Annotated in this window: 16 protein-coding genes; 2 read left to right on the top strand and 14 right to left on the bottom strand. The window is 35.3% G+C overall.

The window, feature by feature from the left end; all coding sequences use genetic code 11:
- Positions 1 to 704: 704 nt before the first annotated feature.
- From O3599_RS04345 to O3599_RS04310, 8 genes are all read right to left on the bottom strand, one after another.
- Positions 705 to 3,203 (bottom strand): Spaf_1101 family AAA-like ATPase, encoded by a 2,499-nt coding sequence (locus O3599_RS04345; RefSeq protein ID WP_371512112.1) that lies wholly within the window; start codon positions 3,201 to 3,203, stop codon positions 705 to 707.
- 27 nt (positions 3,204 to 3,230) lie between these two features.
- Positions 3,231 to 3,992: a type II toxin-antitoxin system toxin PezT gene (gene pezT / locus O3599_RS04340; RefSeq protein WP_371512110.1), complete on the bottom strand. Its 762-nt coding sequence runs from the start codon at positions 3,990 to 3,992 to the stop codon at positions 3,231 to 3,233.
- Positions 3,992 to 4,468, bottom strand: coding sequence for a type II toxin-antitoxin system antitoxin PezA (pezA, locus tag O3599_RS04335; RefSeq protein ID WP_371512108.1), 477 nt, complete (start codon positions 4,466 to 4,468; stop codon positions 3,992 to 3,994). Before pezA ends, pezT begins: the two co-directional genes overlap by 1 nt.
- A 67-nt stretch (positions 4,469 to 4,535) precedes the next feature.
- Positions 4,536 to 4,808, bottom strand: coding sequence for a hypothetical protein (locus O3599_RS04330; RefSeq protein WP_000494442.1), 273 nt, complete (start codon positions 4,806 to 4,808; stop codon positions 4,536 to 4,538).
- Positions 4,809 to 4,845: 37 nt separating this feature from the next.
- On the bottom strand, positions 4,846 to 5,229 hold the full coding sequence (locus tag O3599_RS04325) for a DUF5945 family protein (RefSeq protein WP_000159212.1): 384 nt from the start codon (positions 5,227 to 5,229) through the stop codon (positions 4,846 to 4,848).
- Entirely contained in the window at positions 5,226 to 5,459 is a 234-nt protein-coding gene (locus O3599_RS04320) for a DUF5965 family protein (RefSeq protein ID WP_000152422.1), read from the bottom strand. The genes O3599_RS04325 and O3599_RS04320 overlap by 4 nt, the downstream gene beginning before the upstream one ends.
- Positions 5,460 to 5,509: 50 nt before the next feature.
- On the bottom strand, positions 5,510 to 6,595 hold the full coding sequence (locus O3599_RS04315; protein WP_371512105.1) for a DUF3991 domain-containing protein: 1,086 nt from the start codon (positions 6,593 to 6,595) through the stop codon (positions 5,510 to 5,512).
- A 9-nt stretch (positions 6,596 to 6,604) separates the two neighbouring features.
- Complete coding sequence (locus O3599_RS04310) at positions 6,605 to 7,246, bottom strand: hypothetical protein (protein ID WP_000933083.1); 642 nt, start codon at positions 7,244 to 7,246, stop codon at positions 6,605 to 6,607.
- 159 nt (positions 7,247 to 7,405) lie between these two features.
- Here O3599_RS04310 and O3599_RS04305 point away from each other — a divergent pair, with 159 nt between their 5' ends.
- Positions 7,406 to 7,603, top strand: coding sequence for a hypothetical protein (locus O3599_RS04305; RefSeq protein ID WP_004249782.1), 198 nt, complete (start codon positions 7,406 to 7,408; stop codon positions 7,601 to 7,603).
- Between the two features lie 13 nt (positions 7,604 to 7,616).
- On the opposite strand, the gene O3599_RS04300 is transcribed toward O3599_RS04305, so the two are convergent.
- The 5 genes from O3599_RS04300 to O3599_RS04280 all read right to left on the bottom strand — a co-directional run bounded on the left by O3599_RS04300 (position 7,617) and on the right by O3599_RS04280 (position 15,680).
- On the bottom strand, positions 7,617 to 7,913 hold the full coding sequence (locus tag O3599_RS04300) for a DUF5966 family protein (RefSeq protein ID WP_261013574.1): 297 nt from the start codon (positions 7,911 to 7,913) through the stop codon (positions 7,617 to 7,619).
- 13 nt (positions 7,914 to 7,926) lie between these two features.
- Positions 7,927 to 8,211, bottom strand: a complete 285-nt coding sequence (locus tag O3599_RS04295) for a DUF5962 family protein (protein ID WP_371512103.1) — start codon at positions 8,209 to 8,211, stop codon at positions 7,927 to 7,929.
- A gap of 74 nt (positions 8,212 to 8,285) precedes the next feature.
- On the bottom strand, positions 8,286 to 14,504 hold the full coding sequence (locus O3599_RS04290) for a DEAD/DEAH box helicase family protein (protein ID WP_371512101.1): 6,219 nt from the start codon (positions 14,502 to 14,504) through the stop codon (positions 8,286 to 8,288).
- 47 nt (positions 14,505 to 14,551) lie between these two features.
- On the bottom strand, positions 14,552 to 14,962 hold the full coding sequence (locus O3599_RS04285; protein WP_371512099.1) for a cell envelope biogenesis protein OmpA: 411 nt from the start codon (positions 14,960 to 14,962) through the stop codon (positions 14,552 to 14,554).
- A 151-nt stretch (positions 14,963 to 15,113) separates the two neighbouring features.
- Positions 15,114 to 15,680: a PBECR4 domain-containing protein gene (locus O3599_RS04280; RefSeq protein WP_000013900.1), complete on the bottom strand. Its 567-nt coding sequence runs from the start codon at positions 15,678 to 15,680 to the stop codon at positions 15,114 to 15,116.
- Positions 15,681 to 15,698: 18 nt separating this feature from the next.
- On the opposite strand from O3599_RS04280, the gene O3599_RS04275 reads away from it, so the two are divergent.
- Entirely contained in the window at positions 15,699 to 15,887 is a 189-nt protein-coding gene (locus tag O3599_RS04275; protein ID WP_001860875.1) for a hypothetical protein, read from the top strand.
- Between the two features lie 30 nt (positions 15,888 to 15,917).
- On the opposite strand, the gene O3599_RS04270 is transcribed toward O3599_RS04275, so the two are convergent.
- Complete coding sequence (locus tag O3599_RS04270; RefSeq protein ID WP_371512098.1) at positions 15,918 to 18,731, bottom strand: phage tail tip lysozyme; 2,814 nt, start codon at positions 18,729 to 18,731, stop codon at positions 15,918 to 15,920.
- Positions 18,732 to 18,741 lie beyond the last annotated feature (10 nt).

The following is an 18,741-nucleotide window of genomic DNA, read 5'->3' as shown; positions in this document are numbered from 1 at the left end:
AATTCTTAGTTTGATTTTTAAAAGTTGAGAAAAGTATAGCAGAAGAAATTTGAAGAAGTTATCACAAATCAAGTAGGGACTAATCTCTAGCCCCTCTCACACCACTGCATGTACCGTTCAGCATACAGTGTGCAAACTAGGCTTTAACTAGAGCATTAAACTCACTCATATTCTCATTTTACAATTCGTTCTATCAGTACCGTCCTACATTTATGATCAGCTCCCATCATTTACATTTTCCGGTCACTGTCTTTTCATACCGGGAATTAGAATTGACAAATTTAATTAGAGAGATATTCATTTAATTGTTCACTTCTTCTCTCCATTTCCATTACAGAAATTTCTTCAATACTATGTGTTCAGCTGACTCCCATGATTCGTTGTACTACGTCCTAAACGCTCACGGAATAAGCCGTACATCTTTCCTAGTTTACTCTCGTAATTTACGTATATAGGTTACGACACCTATTTGGATTTTAGAGTTCCTCATCCGCTATATATGGCTTCAAGTCACGATTCTGTTTGTAGAGCCTTGATTTCGCTAATTCCTTCCTATCCCCCCTACCTCACGATATTCAGGCTTAGGAGTCGCTATTGGTTTCATCTGCAACAAATATCCACAGAGGACTTGTACCTCAGATGTACACTATGCCTGTCGGACAAAGAAAAAAGTAGGCTAAATTTCTAACCTACTTTTTCTGACTCTACTCTGATAAAGCCGTCTCATATATAGACATTTTATGCTTGAAGGAATCTTTTCCTCCCTCTAATTGATTGATGATATGATTTTTTATATATTTTTCACTAACATATCCCTGTGATTCAATCCATCCGTTAACTCCATCTGACTCCATAATAACAACTTGATCTGTCATAGAATTTGTTACAATTGTAGCATTATGTGTTGCTAAAATAATTTGACGTTGAGCTTTCACATCTCTAAACTGCTGAACTAAATGCCTGTAAATATAACGATTGTCTAGATTGTCTTCAGGCTGATCAATAATCAATGGTCTGAAGTCTTTAGAATAATCACTATATGCTAATAAAAAATCAAGCATGGCTACAACTTTTTGTCCCAAACTTAATACACCAACTTCTTTATAGACAATATCAAGTTGTTGCGAAGATTCTTTAGAGTTAATATTAAACTCCAAAAATAACCTTTCATTAGCTACATGCTCTTTTAAAACTCTTTTAAACTCATTTAATAAACTACTATTTTCAATTAAAGAGTAGATGCTCTTTTTTAAATGCGTAATGTTGTATTCATTAATTTCAGATTTATCTCTCCAATTATTTTCTTGTTTTGCAAAATTATCTTCAGAGATACTTTTTAAAAACATAAAATACTTATTAGGGATATTTTGTCTTACAAGAACTTTAACAAATTCTTTCATTCCTAATTCCCGATAGATAAGATATAAAACGTCTGCTACATCTTGCATACTAATTCTATAATTATCAAACGAAGAACGATTATTCTTGAAAAGATAATTTTCGAAATGCGGTTCTTCCCATCTATCAATTTGCTCATAACAAATTCTTAACTTACCAATCTGAGTTTCATTAAAATCCTCAATAATTTCGAGTATTAATTGCTTCCTCTGTTTTAAATATTCATCAAGTTCCTCTAATTTTGCTTCAAACGATTTGAGTGTCTGAGTTCTTAGCCCATAGTCTGGTCTCGGTAATTTTTTATTTTTAATCATTAAATTAGAAATAAATTCTGTAATTTTTTCACCGTCAGCTGTTTTAACTAACTCATTAACAGAATATCTCCTATCAAACATTTTCTCTAAAATTCTATTTTTATCAACTAATTTAAAATGGTTACCTTCAACTTTATAAACTTTTGTGTACTGAGACCGTGTCCATTCTTTAATAGAGTCAGAATTAAATATATAAGAATAGCCAAACCTATTCTCTCGATTTTGCCCATAATATTGTAAAATATTATCCTTATTTTCTTGTTTGACATCTGGCAAACTAACTTCAATAATATATTCAGTTTCTTCTAAAACATAGAGTACAAAAGCATTTGCATGGTTACATAGAAATTCCAATTTGCTTTGCTTATCACAATCTTGAGAAAGTACAAATTGTAACATATCAATTAACGTACTTTTCCCTGTACCTCTCCCTCCAATTAAACAATTCATAGATGGTGAAAATGTTAAAAAGAAGTCTTTATCTTTTTTTAACTTATCACCTGCAAGAAAACTTCTATTTTCCCCACGATTTTCTATATATAATCCTTTTATATAAGACTTTTGTTTAAAACTTGGCTCACATAAACTAACTGATACATTATAGTCAAACAATGCTTCTTGAAACATCTTGAAAGAAATTTTTCCACCTTTCAACCACAGGTTGTTCTTCCCGAGTGAATCAATTTCGTGAGAATCATTATCTAATAGAAAATTGGGCTCACAATTAAAATCTGTTAATAGTTTTTTTCTAGAACCTTCAACAGAATTTATATTTTTAACACCAATAAATCGTGTGTTTTCTTTAGAAAAAATTTTTCGTTTATATGCACCTGATAAGTGAGAACCTTTTTTCAAAATGTTATAACTATTGAAATGAGCAATATAATTAACTATTTTTTGATTATTAAAATCTTTCATGATAGTCAGTGAATGTTGATAACTTCCATCTTTCTCACTTATAATATTTTCACTTAACCATTGATTAACCCATGACTCTTGTTCATAATCATATATACATACAATATGCAATTTATCGGCTGCACTAATTTCTACTCCATGTAAAATATGAGGATGTATATCATAATTCGGATAAGTTTGCATTATGATTGAGACTGCCATTTGCAACTTTTTAATACCTTTGGTAGTATTATGATCAGTTACTACAACTATTTCTATTCCATTTTTTATGATTGCCTCTGCTAACATAAGAAAACTAATATATTCTTTTGAACTAGAAAAAACAACCTTGTCAAAATTACTAAGAAAAATTGTCTTATCAACTTTATTTTTCTTATTTTCAAAAAATATATCATATAGTTCATCTTCAGTAATTTTTTTATATTTCGTTGTAGTCCAATTAGAAAATAGCTTGTAATCATAAGAAGCAGGTGTATGCAAATGAATTAAAGTCTTGTGAAAGCTACCGAATTTCTCTTTGGAATTTGTTAGTTCTTGATAAACAGACTTTATCTTGTTATTAAACCCTCTCACTTCTACTCTCCTAAAAATATCAATTGTTTATTTTTCAAGTAATTCATTAAGTCTCTTTTCCCCCACCTTCAACATCTCTTTCTCTACCTGACTCCACTCCCCAAACAGTAACTCTTGAAGAACATCTGCTGCTGAAGTTGTATTTTCTCCTGAATCATATACACAACTTCTATCTCGTTGGTAAATTTGAATTCTTTCAAAGGTAGCTAGTTCTTCCAATTGTCGTGTATTATCAACTAGATGGTTTACAATGAAATCATGATGTTCTTTTGGAGTTGCGCGTGCTTGATTTGGATTGATAGCGTACAGTTCTTCGTATCGGACAAGAGTGCTCAGATAGGACAGCTTAGGCTTTGTCGCAATCAAGGCTAATTGTACCTCATACCCCTTATTTGTTAATAGTTGTGCTGTTTTCTTTGGAACATCAATTGTTCGTAAAGTTCCCTCTATCAAAAGATTGTATCCCAAATGACTCAATTCGGTTACTAAAGATTCTACCATTTTACCTGCAAAATCTTTGGTGTATTCTACACTATCTTTGCCATATTCTTGCTGCAGTTCTAAATAGTGTGGATGCTGAGAACGAAAACTATCGCCATCTATGATAACAATATTTCCTTGAAATTCTTTCTGTTTAATACGATGAATTGTAGTCTTACCAGCACCACTTTGCCCTCCAAGCAAAATCGCTATAGGTTGCTTACTGGACTTTTTTCCTCTTGTCAGTGAGCGAATGTTCCGCTCTAAAGCATGTTTGAATTCACTATCGGTATAATCTTGGATTTCCATTAGGCTACCATCCGTTTTTCAGATATCTCTAACATACGTTCAATTCCATCCAAATAACCGCTATATCTCTCTATTTCATCAAAAGTTTCTACTAAATAGATATTCGTATGAATCAAGTCAGATAGATCATCACTCATTAAAATCCAAGGATTAGATTCATCATCAATGCTAATTCCCTGACTATCTTGATAGCGATAGAGTCGAGATAATAGATTAGAACCTCTTTCTTTCACAATTTCAATTTTTAAAGTCAATTCATAATCTTCAACTGGATTAAGCATTTTATCTTCTCCTACAATATCGACATAAGATACATTAAACTTCTGACAAATGATGTCAATTAATTCCGTAGAGACTGAACTCGTTCCATTTTCATAACGACTCAGACTATTTCGTGAAATACCTACAATTCGGGCAAAGTCGTCTTGTGTTAAGTCATGTGTTTTACGTAAGGATTTTATGTTCTTTCCAATCATGGCAAACTCCTTTATTTTTATAATTCAATTATAGCATAAAAAAGCATAATGCACCAAAATTGGTGCGTTATTGACTATTTTTCCTAAATCTCTCTAAATTCTTCTCCAATTGTTCCTTATGAAGTTGATTCTTAGCTTCTTTTAATGTGTCATCCAAAGTTTCTTCTCTGTAAGTTGCTTCTGTTTTTAGTTCTTCTGATCCTTGATCTGGAGTGAAAATGATATCTAGCAATCGGTCTATTTTTTCAAGATCTTGGACAGACATATCAGATAGTCTATGAATTAGCTTCTTAAATACATCACTATTGTCGTGGTTTTTCTTAAAAAGTTTTGTAAACATCTATAACCTCTCAAAAAAAGCAGCCTTTTAAGACTGCTTAGTGTAATTCGGAAATCGCATCATAAATGGACTGCAATTTCTTATTGTCTTTATTCTTTGTGTCGATCAACGTATGTAGCTCTTCAATTTTCTTTTGACTACTTTGAATATCGCTATTGTTATCCGCAATCAGCCTTTTAAGATGTTGCTGATAACTTGTAGTGATATCTGTCTCTTTTCCTGTTCTAACCTCTGTAACTTTAGGTTTAGAACTAGGATTTGATTCCGTCACAGGTGCTTGTTTTCGCTTTTGAAAAGCTGCTTCATAATTTACATCATTACCTCCTTGATGATTTCCAAATAAGGCCGCAATTTTATCTGGATCTTCTTGATTTTCTGATTTACTCTCTAATGGTTGATTAAAATTCCAATCTTTTGTCATTCACTCATTTCATCCTTTCTAAATTCAGAATCATCGAATTGTCTTTCTCTACCGAAGGCATGGTCAAGAGCTTCTTCAAAACTCATGTGACTAATGCTTTGACGTCTTTTGAACGTCGCAAACATCGCTGTCTCCAGTTGTTCTTTGTAAGCAGCGAGTTTTTCTGTCTCTCTTGCTACCTTACTTTCTTGCCTAGTGACCTTTTCTTCTAAGCGTTCAATAATGGTCATATACGATCCTCCTTCATTTTAATATTAGCTAAAACATCTTGATTTTGTTATCACAATTCTAAACATTGAGAGATTTGTCTTACTGGTTGATTCCCCAATGTCTCTTTTGCAGTCTCGATCATCAATTGTAAATCTGATTTCTTTTCTCTAAGGACATCGTTCCAGTCTCTTTTTTCTTTCCCATATTCATTATCAGGTAAATCCAGTAAAACAGGAAATCCTGATCTAGATAACTTATCCGAAAAATCTTTACCTGCATCATCACAATCTACCGCAAGTGTCAATAAACCAGGATGATTATCAAAATAGCTGGTGGTATCACGAATTGTATTGATTAGAGGCAATAACTTTGAAGGTATTACAGTATCTAAAAACTCCAACTTTTGATTTTCTTCAGCTATCAGTCGTAAAGTTTGATAAGCGACAACAGACCTTTTTAATCCTTCCATAGATACCAAACGAACATCAGTTAGATTTTGTTGATGTAGTTCGTAATAGCTCATCAAGTCGATGAACGATTCACAAAAGACCAGTCTATTTGGTTTACCAATGTCAAAGGATATTCCAATATGTCCATGGCTTCCTTTTAGAATCGTTTTCAACCTCTTTCTAGAAAGAGCGGGATTCTTATAAATCCCTTGTAAGCTTGCTGCCTGCAGTTTGTGACGATGATCAAAACTTTTAAAAACAATAACAGGTTCAACTGTTTCATTTGTTTTCCAACTAGCTTGTGCTATCAAACCTTGTTGAATCATCTTTTGTATGATTTCTTCTGAAATTCCTCTACATTCTGTTAAATAATATCTGGCCAGACTACAGTTAGAATCTTCTATTCTCTTTAAAGGATAATAAAATGGTCTCTCTCTATTTTCTCGAATAGCTTCTTTTTGAAAAGGTTCTTCAGAAAGAAAGGCTAGAGCTTCTTTAAAGGAAATTCCCTTAACAAGTCGAACAAAATCAATGACATCACCTTGAATATCTCTTGAAAACCATTTAAAAGTATTGGTAGTTGAAAAAATCCGGAATGAATCGTGTTCAGGATGTTCATAGACACTGCTCGAAACTTGTTTAAAGGAGATCCCCAAACGATTGGCTACATCAAGAATTGAAATTTGCTTACATTCTTCTATTTCCATGCAATATCATCATTTTGTTGTAGTATTTGGCAGTGATGGAACAGATGAGGATTCTTCCAAAGTTTTGGGAGTAGCCTTATCCAAATCATCTAACCCAGATTTCCAAACCTGTACTTGATTGACCAATAACTTACCTGGTAGTTTCGAATAAGACAACTTAACCGTTCTGGTTTCTGTCTGATTGGTCTTTGATTGGTTGGCATTCTTTAAATCAGATACATAGGTTACATTATAAGAGACCATGGCAATGGCTTGATTCGTAGTCTGATTGACAAAGATATCTGCTTTTTCAAAATGATAATCCAAAATATAATCCTTATACACTTGGTTCATAGCATCATTTTGACTTGACAATTCTTGAGAATAAGCCGATTCAGTCATATAAGGTTGAATACGTGTATTATTTTCTCCGAGCTTTTCTTTCGTATAGTACTGCGTCAAAAATTCTTTTACAGTATCCGATGACAAAATGCTGGCTTTATCTTCTGCTTGTTTGTCCTCTACAAGTTTAGCTGCAGCCAATTCGATTTCTTTGCGACTTTGTTTAGCAGTAGAATGTTGACCAGCAGTATATCCCATCATGAGAATAAAGCTAGTTGCGGCTACTGCTCCAACACTAATTAAGGCTTTAGTTTTGACTTTATTTAACATCTTAGACCTTCTTTCTATAAAAACTAGGTCAAGAATAACAAAAAGAACTTGTAAGTTTTATCACATCACAACGAAAGGTAATTCCTACATTTCAGGCGCCAAATCGTACAGTTCAGAGAAAAATATCAAAATTAGCTGTCTTCAGCTTATAATATAAATATGAACAAATTAAAAGAAGAAAATTTGAGAAGAGCTCTTTCTCATATTGAACGACATAAACAAGCTATAAATACAAGTAATAATAGTGAGGATAATGATTTTCATAAATTATTACTCCAATTTAGCTATGAAGTATATGAAAGAATCAAGGCAAATAAAAAACCTTATCCGAATTTAGATTCAGATAAAGTCTTTTGATTATCTAAAAAGTTCATATTTTTTCCTTATTTATGGAGTTAATGAAGCGCCAACTGAATCCTAGAACCAACATCAGATTGATGAAAAGGTACACAGCCGTAAAACTAGTTAAACCATGTTGTCTGATATCATCAAAATATAAACTAGGTTCAGTAAAGAACAAATAAATTCCATAGACCTCCACGAAAATAAGAAAACTAATAAAACCAATAAGGAAAAGTCCACTGGCAATAAGAAAGAGTCTCCATAAAAGAATGAGAATTCCTCCTACTGCTAAAAAAATTACTGGGATAAGGAGTAAATCATTCATGACTTTCTCCTTTCTAGTCAATCAATTGACGATAATGGGTGGCAAGAGAGGAATCAAACTCTTCTAATTTTTGAACTAAGTCCAAATACTCCTCTTTTTCATATTCTTCAAAGTCCACACCTCGATGATTTTGAAGAGCTATTTCCAATTGACTAGTGAGTTCTCGTTTAGAAAAACTGTAATCGCCTGTCACTTCCTCATAATGTTCCTTTAACTCCTTGTAGGCTAGGTATTCTTCAGGTGTTTGAAATCCCTGTACTAAGGCCTCTTCTAATTGATAATAGGTATCTTCCATCATAATCGTTACCTCGTTTCTTTCTATCTTTATTTTACCGCGCTTTTCTTTTCTTGTCCGCTATTTGTATCTATTTTTTAATCTAATTCAAAAGAAAGTTGTTCTTGCCTTTCTTTTCCTTTTTCGTGGAATTGTCTTAAGGCCTGATCAATAATATCTAAATCCGTTTCTGTTTCAATCAATGGCGAGAGTACATCGTATTCGGCCTTTTTAGTTTGATAATCCTCTTCCTTTGGAAAATTTTTCTCAATTTCTACTCTAGCAGTATTCCATTTGTCCTTTAATTCATCCAATAAGTTCTGAGTTTTCACTTGGTCCTCTTTAATGTGATCAATCGTATGCTGAAGCCTTTGAATTGTCCCTAAAGGAGAATACAAATCTAAACTGACAGAATACTGATTTTCTCCTACAATCTTAACAGAGAAGGTTTCAGGAAGAGGTTGATTTGTTGGAAGACTAAGCATTTTAATGTCAAATCCTCGATAGCTTGCTAGGGTTCGAAATTCTTTGCTGTCAGCTTGATTATGACGGATAAGACGGTGTAGGGATTCCCCTGCTTCAGCTCGTTGATCAAAAGCTTTCTTACCTACCGTCATAGAAAATGCCTGGTCTTTCGACATTTCAGACTGTTGAATGTCGCCTTCATACTTGCTTAATCGTTTCTCAAGAATGGGCATATTTTCTTCACAGTAGGAGATTGTATGACGATAGTGATCCTTGCTGCGTTGAAAGGCGCGTCTTTGATTTTCTAATAGAGTTAGATCATTCTCTAGTTCCATCTTATATTTGAGATAAGGATTACCTGTTGCTAGTGCCTTAAAATCAGAAGCTGTCATGGTCTGCTCATCAATATCTTCTGCAGCACGAATTGGCTCCTTAGAAGTCATAATCTGCTTAATATAACGGAGTTTGTTCTCCTGAGTTGCCCATAGATAATTATCAAACGAACCTTTGGTAATATAGTGGTAAATATCTACTTCCTTGTTTTCATTTCCCTGTCGGATAATACGTCCATTGCGTTGCTGAATGTCACTTGGTCTCCAAGGGACATCCAAATGATGAACTGCTTTCATCTTGCTCTGAACATTTAAACCTGTTCCTCCTTTTTCAGTTGATGCAAGTAAGATACGCACCTCTCCTGCATTGACCTTTCGAGACAAACTATTCTTCTTTTCATCACTATTGGCATCATGTACAAAGGCAATTTCCTTACTAGGGATTCCTCTATCAACTAATAAAGCCTTTATTTCAGAATAAACATCAAAGCCATTATCCTTTTTCTTAGGTGTTCCAATATCTGAAAAAATCATCTGAGTAGCCTTATGTTCCATTCCCTCACGATAAATTCTTTCAACATTATCCACTACCTGAAGCAGTTTATGATTGTCTGCTAGACTATAACTAGAGTCCAATAAACGCATATCAATAGCTAGTTTTCGTGCCTCACCCGTAATCTTTAACATGTTATCCTGGCTCGGATCAACTGTTCCACATTTGACCGCATCTGACCTCATAACCAATTCTTCTAGATAGAGTTTCTGGTTTTCAGTTAACTCACTCTCAATAGGGATAAGATGAGCTTCTGGAACAGGTAAATCCAACATATCTTGTGTTTGAATGTCAGCTGTTTCTTTATAGATTTTCATCAACTCAGGTAGATTGACAAACTTTTTAAATCGTTTCTTAGGTTGGTACTTATCCCCTGTAGGAGCTAATTCCATAGAGTTTTGAATTTCTCCAAAAGCACCTACCCAAGAGTCAAAATAATCAACTTGATAGCGTTTTAAGATATCCGGTTGAATGTAGTTCATCATAGTATACAACTCACTAATAGAATTGGAAACAGGTGTTCCTGTCGCAAAAACAATATTCTTAAAATCATGTTCTTCCTGAATCTGTCGAACCTTCATTTCCATATCCACGTTCTTCTTAGAGGTTGTATTGGTAATCCCTGCTACATTTCCAAGTCCAGTAATTGGACGAATATTTTTAAAGTGATGTGCTTCATCCACAAAGAGAAAATCAATTCCTAAGTTTTCAAAATCAATAAAACTATCACGATTGAAACGTTGGAGTTCTTCCAATTGTTTCTCTAGACCACTTATTGATTGCTCTGCTTCTTTAACAGTATACTTATTTTCAGAATGTGTTTTAATCTCTCGTAGTTCATTGAGTTTATCCTCGATATAATTCATCTGTCTTTCCTTACTGACAGGGATTTTTTCAAATTGAGAATCCCCAATGACAATGGCATCGTAATCTCCTGTAATAATACGTGACACAAATTGTTTTCTTCTCGCCTTCACAAAATCTTTCTTAGTGGTCACAAAGACCTTTTTAGTAGGGAAAAATTTCATGATTTCTTGGCCAAATTGAGCAGACAAACTAGAAGGTACTACATACAAGGGCTTATGAACCATCCCCAACTCCTTTAATTTAAACCCAGCCCCAAGCATGGTCAAGGTCTTTCCTGAACCTACCTCATGAGCTAATAAGGCTCTTTTTTCTTCTACGATTCTTTGAATGGCATTCTCTTGATGAGGACGAAGACTGATGTTTTGTGCCAAGCCATCAATGACTAGATGGCTACCGTCATACTCTCGACTAACCGTTCGATTATAAAGACGATTATAGCTTTCTTCAATGACTTGTTGGACTTCTGGATACCGTGAGACAAAGTCTTGAAAGAGTTCTTGTAAATGCTGCTCTTTTGCTCTTAGAACAGAGGTTTTTTCCAAATCTGTGATGGTCTTTTTCTTTTCTCCTTCTGTAACAGTCATGGTAATCGTCGGTTGGTTCGAATTTAGTAAATTCTCAAAAATCTTTCTTCCTGTATCATAACGTGACCCACTAACTCCAAGACTACTATCTTTGGCACTTGGATAGCGATAAGCAAATGATGTCCTTAAATGAACCTGGCCATCGACAGGATTCACTTCAATGACTTGTTCAACATCTGGCGAAGACAATTCAAATTCACGATTGGTAAAACATTCAAAAGCAAATTTACCATAAACGGATTGAGGAATCCAACGTGATCCTATTTTAAACTCAATATCTGCCAGATGAATCCGTGGAGGGCGAACAGATTCTAACAAATCTAAAGCATGGTTCCAATCATATTCTTGGTTGTTTTCCTCCACTAATAGTTGAACTACTTCTATCTTGTTGAGAATGTCTCCTGATAAAAACTGGTTCTTAGAAAGATATTTTCTTTCCCCTCTTAAATAGCTTTCTGGATCCATTAAAATCTGGTCACCTAACTCATCTAAAATAGCAGCTTGGCTATGTTCAGGGTAAATTGATACCATATAGTCTAAATCAACCCCTCTACCATCCGATAAACTGGAGTTTAAGGCATCTAAAGCCGTTGATACTCTTGCAATCACTCTCTCTGGCCTAACCAATGCTTTCTCAAAGGCTAAAGATTTTTTATATTTTACTTTCTGATCTTTAGAATCAATGTATTCATCTTCTAAACTTGCTAGTAAAGAATACTTATCGTCACTATCGAATAAGTTCCGATTGACTGAGGCATTCAAGTATCCAAATTGACTTACAAAGCGGTCATAGTCACGATTCAATTTGCCAAGCAATTCCTGAAAATCAGCCCGACTATAATCTGGATGACGTTGAATTTCAATTAAGGCTTGATAGGTCTCTCTCAAATCAACCATGCTCTTAATGCGACTAATATCCTTATCCGATAAGGGACTTTCATAAAAGACAGTTTTTTTGAACAGTCCCTTATATTTCCCTCTTTTACTCGCTTCTTCTGACTTGTAAACATCTAGTGCTTCCTCATCTGTCAAATGAAGTTGCACGAATCGATCTATTTTATGTTCAGATAAAGAACTGTCCCAGGCTCTAAAATCTCCCTTCTCGTCTACATAATAACTAATTTCGTCTACTTTTGAACTTTTCCGAATGCCATGTGTATCTCGGTAATAAATTTGATTTCCCTCATATCCAAAAGAATAGAGCGCTAAGTTCTCACGAATACGACTTGGGATAGAATGATCCACTTTTTCTTGGATAAAAACAGGTTCTTTCAAAGAATTGTCAATTGGTTTAGGTGCCTCCACATTCTCTAATGCTTCCATGATGTCAGTAGTGAATGTTTCTGATTCCCCCTTAACATTGAGAGTTCCTCCATTAAAATTGCGTACCTCATATTCACCCAAAACTTGTGTATTGTATTTCCCATCAAAATAAGGATTGATCCAGACACGCTTATCCTCCTCAAAGGGAATAGAGCCACTAAAGACAAGCTCCTCCTCATGAAGATTCTTTGCTTGATCCTTTTGAAAGAAGAGGAGGTCTGTGGTCACTCGAGTACCTGCAATCTTTTTAAAAGCCGTATCCGGCAAACGAACTCCCCCTAAAAAATGAGTGCTCGATTTAATCTCTTGTAAGACATTATCCGTCCGCTTATCCATTGTGCCAATAGATGAGATAATCGAAACTTGTCCTCTGTCTCTTACTAAATCAAGTGAGTGTTTGACAAAGTAGTCATGAATCATATAAGGTCTATCATAATTTTTATCTGCAATGCGAAAATTTCCAAATGGTACATTCGTTAAGACTAAATCAAAACTATTATTTTGATAGGGAACTTCTTCAAATCCTCGCACTTCAATATGAGTATTGGGGTGGAGTTGTTTTGCGATTGCGCCTGTCACACTGTCTAATTCAACTCCATAGAGTTCTGATTTCTCTCGTATACTTCTAGGCATCGCCGCAAAGAAGTTCCCAGTCCCCATAGAAGGATCTAAAATTCTTCCTCCCTCAAAACCATCATCCAGTAATTTTTGCCAAATCTGGCGAATAATCATTGGGTCGGTATAATAGGCTGTGAGAGAACTTTGTTTCATGGTCGAGTATTCTGATTTACTTACTAAGCCCCTAAGAGTTAAACGTTCTGTTTCATACTTTGGATTGAGTTCGTCGAAAAATTCATTGGCAAGGCCACCCCAGCCAACATACTTGGCTAGTAGTTCTTGTTCTTCTGGATTCGCTTGTCTTCCCTCTTTTTCTAATCTTTTAACAAGATTAATTGCGGCGATATTCGTTTCAATTTTTTCTCGATTTGTCTTAGGATAAAAGTTCTCTAAATCATCTGGAAAAACAAAATCTTGAACAGAGACATCCGTCTCTTCTATACCTGAAATTAGAGTTTCTGTTTCCTTTTCATTTTCTTTTTCTTCTTCCAAATAGGAAAACAAATCTATTTCCTGACTTTCACTTGATGATTCAATCTCAATCTCTAATTCTTCTTTCTCAAGTTCTACAAGAGACAATACTTGTTCAATCTCTTTCAAACTGTTCAAGTATAAGATAGGATTCTCTTCAAATAACTGGTTGGAATCATTGAATAGCTCTAGGCGAACTAAGTCATTTAACTGTGCATTTTCAATCGAAACCAACTGAAATACTTGTCCTTTATAACTTACTTGTGAACCGATTGGATATTCCCTCAAAGCTTCTTCTACAATTTTATCGACATTAGATAGGGAATGAACTTCCACATTTTCTTCTACCTTGTCAATATTATCTAAAGGTAAGACCACTTCCGCTACTTGCTTAGACTTTTCACTTCTTGCTTTTACCTCATCAAAATGAGTAATAATCTTTATTTTTTGTGTCAGTGGGAGTTGTTGGTAGTTGTCTTCATGATGGACAAGATTTGTAACTGTATCTAAAGCAGCCATCAACTCTGAACCCAAATAGGCTAGAACTTCTCCCTCTTTTTCTTCAAAACGAATCTCAAGAACTTCTTTTTTAAGCTCTTTTGAGTCAACCATTAGAAGGAATTCCTCTATATCTCTACTAATGCGGTCAGATAGATTATTCGCAACCCGATAGACATTGACTAAATTGACATCCTGATTCTGATGACATACAAGCTCACTTAATGGTTCTAACTTCTCTTTTTCAGATTGGATGTAAAATCGAGTGGAAAGGTTATAGGTTGCGACTTCTAGCACCAAGTTTTTCTCAAAATTACTTAATTGAGATAATTTACTTAGACCTGCTTGTCCAAAAGTTCTTGTGTAACTTTCTAAATCTTGGTCATTATTTTCAGAACGGGCCTCTAGGAAAGAAACAATATCTTGATGAAAAGAATAGACGTGAGGTATCTCTTCTATCTTGCCCTCTTCAGCCAAAAAACTCTCTACCAAATCCTGCCATTTCTCATCAAAATGTTGCGCCTGATAGCGAAGAAATAGGTCCATTTTCTCCCTATCTTTTGGAATTGTTCCACGAAACATAGCCAATAATTGTATTACTTCCATACTCGCTCCTTTCATCTATACGAAAATAGGAGAATCACATGATTCCCCTACAACTCTATCTCCATTTCAACCTCTTGAGAACTGGTTTCTAAATCACTAGACAAAAGAGAAACAGAATCTGTTCTCATGTAGTAAGTATATAAGTCTTCTAGGTCTTGTTGGTTTTCAATCCCTGTTTCAATACTAATCAGAGCCTGTATAAATTCCTTGTAGTGACTCTCCATCATATCTGAAATCTTTTGTTTCATTTCCATAAATACTGAAGACGGTTCAGTTATACTTGTTTGGTCTATGTCTTGTAAATCCTTTTCTAAGGGATTGGTTCCTTCTTCTACTTCCACTAAATCTGAACGACCATCACCATCAGAATCTGCGCTAAGAGGATTGGTTCCTAGCGCCAATTCTTGAGCATCAGTCAGTCCATCCTGATCCGAATCACGTTGATAAATGGTTTCCATATACATCCTTCTTTCCTAGTTAATCTTTTTTCACTCCAATTCTACCAAATATTACTTGAAAGAAGTATCACAACAAAAAAAGAGAACGAGCCAAAACTGCGTTCTCCTGGAAATGATAAAAATATATTTTATGCCACAAAAGATATGTAAACTAATCTTTTAAATAATAAAAAAGTTCCGACGTTTGTAAATGTTTTGAGTAAATTGAAATTACTTTTTGACCTTTTGGAAATACTGTCTTTCTCTTCAAATCTAATAAAGATTGAGGAACAATTTTCCTTGATGTCTCTTTCAATGTTAATGCTAGTATCTGTTTTCTTGTACGTAGAGCATAATCAAACTCCAAATACAAATAACGTCCTGAACCAGTTAAATGAACATGCTTTCCCAATAACTCCTCAATGGATCCTAAAACCTGTAACTTTTGCATTGTGGTTCCATCTTTTTTTATTTTCAACTCATCAATTATGACATGCCTATTTAAACAATCGTCAAAGAAACTGCCTGCACCTTTTCGGTAATCAACACCACATAGGTGCATGAAATTAGTAGGTGAAAAATGAAGTTCAACACTTTCTATTTCTGTTTCATAATACATGATTTTGCCAACGAAGTGTTCTTTAAAAAAAGAAGCCGCGATTTGTAACTGAGTAAAAAAACGCTGAAGTTTTATTTTTTCGGTGTAATTTGGATTACGATAATCTCTAGAATTTGCCATATTTTCCTCACAAAAAAGGTGGTTTACAGAGTCTGTAAGCCACCTAGTCAGTCGGTTTATTCTGGTGTCTGCCACCGCTTGGCCCTTACGTCCAAGATTGCTATCGGATTTCGTTCTGGTGTCCGCCACCGCTTGGCCCTTATGTCCAAGATTACTATCAGATTGACCATGAGCCGACTACTCATCTACACTATTTATTCTACCTGAAAATGGTTAAAATTTCAAGTGTAAACTCTTCTATTTCGTAGTATAAGCAAAACTGATGGCACTATCTGCTTGAGAGATTTTTCTAAAGGTATAGTTAGGGTTGCCACCATAGTTGGTTTCAGAAACTAGAAAAGAACCATCATCATAGACTTTCTCGATAAAAGCCACATGACCATAGTCTGCTGGTGTGCCATGTGTACCTCCCACAAAAGAAACAATGGCACCTGCTCTTGGTGTAGAGCCAGTTTCCCCACCAAGACTTGAAGCTGTCGCAACCCAGTCCTGACCATTTCCCATGGTATTAATGATTGAAATCTTTTCTCCATTTCTACCTTTTAGCTTTAATCCTAACTGGTTCATACGAGCCGCAACACCCCATGTACATTGTCCATAGGCATAGGCCATACCATCTCCACCACCAGGAACAGAATGATCATACAAGTCTCCACGAACCCCTTCAAGGGATTGCGGGTCACTTTTTGCCTGTCCTCCATTTGTTTGGCTGAAGCCTTTTTCAATTTGGTAATACCATTCCGTTGCTCTGGTTTGTCTTTCCAGTAGTTTGTCACCAGAATTTCCCTCCCAATAGGTAAGGAAGAGTTGGGCCAGATTAGCTGCACTGCCCGTATTTCCAAAGAAATCCTTTAACCAACTTTGATAGTAAGGACTATCCCCGTGAAGCATAAAATCAAGTTGGAGGTCTAAATCATACCATTTCTTATTTTGGGTGCTTGCATAATTTAACAAAGCTGTATGACGTGTTGAACCATCTGCAGTATCCGTCCATTGACCTAGCCCCAAACCTCTATGAAGTATATTAGGATAAGCACCACTATAAATGGCTGGACCTCCAATCGCTAACCAGTTTTCATCATCCCATGAGGAATCGGTAGCGCCAACTGGAGGAGATAAATAATCTCCCTCAGCTCGTTTTGGATTGATAGAAGATTCTACCGACCAATTTCCTAAAATAGCCGCAATGGCTTGGGGACTTGCCCCTTGAGATTTCAAAAAATCATAAATATGTTTTGCTCGTTCAAACTCATCTCCACCAAACTGACCAATGGCAGGTAAGATAGTTGTCTGAAGTTGAATGACTTTTGGAAAATAAAATTGCGGATTGACATACACCAATTTTTCTTTCTTGTTCTTATACTTTTGATAGGAAACTTTCAAACCTGTATCATCTGGTGTTTCACCAATAATATCACCCGTTAGAACTCTTGTCCCCTCAATCGCACGGCCATTATGAATGGAATACAAGGTCAATCGACTCTCATTCTCTCCTTTTCCGTTAGTGAGAATTATATTGTCGCCATCTAGAGATACAACTCCATCCATTGGTGCGACAATCGTTTGGTGAGCCTTCGCTTCTAGTAGAATGTACTCCTGAAGGGTAGGTTTTCCGTCTAAATCATAGTATCCATAACGATAAGTCATGGTTAGACTATCTTCGTTGCCTTTCCCCTCAAATGGATTGTCCAATTCCTGCATGGAAGCATAGACACCCTCTTCTTTTAGTTCCTTTATTTCCTCTTGATCGTCTTTCGAGAGTTTATACTTAGGAGTTTCATAAAGGTCTTGCATGGATTTCAAATCTTCCCCATCGTTTAAATCATGCCACAAAGTAGACAGATAATCCTTGTAAGTTTCTGAACTAAATAAGTGAACTGGTTTGTGTAACTCATAGTCATGGAATTTAAAGTTCATATACCCCATCACATCATCAACTTTTGTGTAATAGGTAATGCCTTTGTCATTTGTACGAGTATGTTCTGCGTCTTCCCAAGTTAGGTGGGTATAAGCTTTTGTTAATTCAAATTCATCTTGTTGAATCAAACTAGCAGATGAAAATCCTAAAAAGAAGCTCATCATAAGTAAAAGAAGAAAGACTAATCCTCCAACTATCCAGGTTGCAGGATTTCCAGCCGCAAATGTAAAGAAGGAAAAGGCTGCTTTTAGTTTTTGATAGATATTTCGGACACTTGTAAGACCTTGTTTCTTTAATTTTCGATACCGATTTTTAAAGGAACTTGGGTTATCTTTCGCTAGTTTCCATCCTTTTCCAGCCTTAAAATGATGGTATCGCTCTTTTGTGTTGGTCAGTCTTTTCTTGGTAAAACGACCTGTTGCTTGTCCTGTTTTGACACTAGCTTTTCCAAGATTATAAGAAAGCCGACTGTAGCGTTTCCCTTTTCTAATGGTCTCTTGAAGTGTGCGATAGCCTTCTAAATCTTCATTTTCTGAAGCTAACTCTCCACCTTCACGTCCAAGGACATAAAGAAAAGTTTTGGCTTTCCTACTGACTTTTTTGGACTTATAGGCTTGTTTAGTAGATTTTAGATTCTCTTTGGCGGCCTTGACTTCTTTCTTAGCTTTTAATTCTTCTAAACTCTTCCCTTGAAAGAAAAAATTAGATTTATGTTTCGATTCCTGACCGTAGAGAAATTTTTGATTGGTTTTTCTTTCTTTACGACTCTCTTTTCTTTCTTCTTTTGCTTCTACCTTGGCTTCTCTAAATTGCTTCTTGGCTATTTTCAATCGTTTCCTAGCATGAGGCAATCGTCTGTCTCTTAATTCTTTACGATTCAAAAGAGATGGAGGACTATTTTGAAGAATATGATTGTAGTCTTCATTTGCTTGTTTTACTCTCTCCTTTGAAGCTTCTCTCATCTCCTCTAGCTTTTCTTTTATCTCTTTTTTCCATGCTTTATTATCCAGTACAGCGGAATCTTTTTTCTGTTTCCTCACCTCCTTCTTTCCTTTTTTCAAGAATTTTTTCTCATCTTTTAGGCTTCTTCTAAATGCCTTTCGGGCACGTATGATTTCTCTTTTGTCCTTCATTTACCTTCCC

Origin of the sequence: Streptococcus sp. 27098_8_103 (genome assembly GCF_041432345.1) — a bacterium.
GTDB lineage: Bacteria > Bacillota > Bacilli > Lactobacillales > Streptococcaceae > Streptococcus > Streptococcus mitis_BV.
Note: the sequence above shows the minus strand (reverse complement) of the source record. Positions and strands in the feature narration are given on the sequence as shown.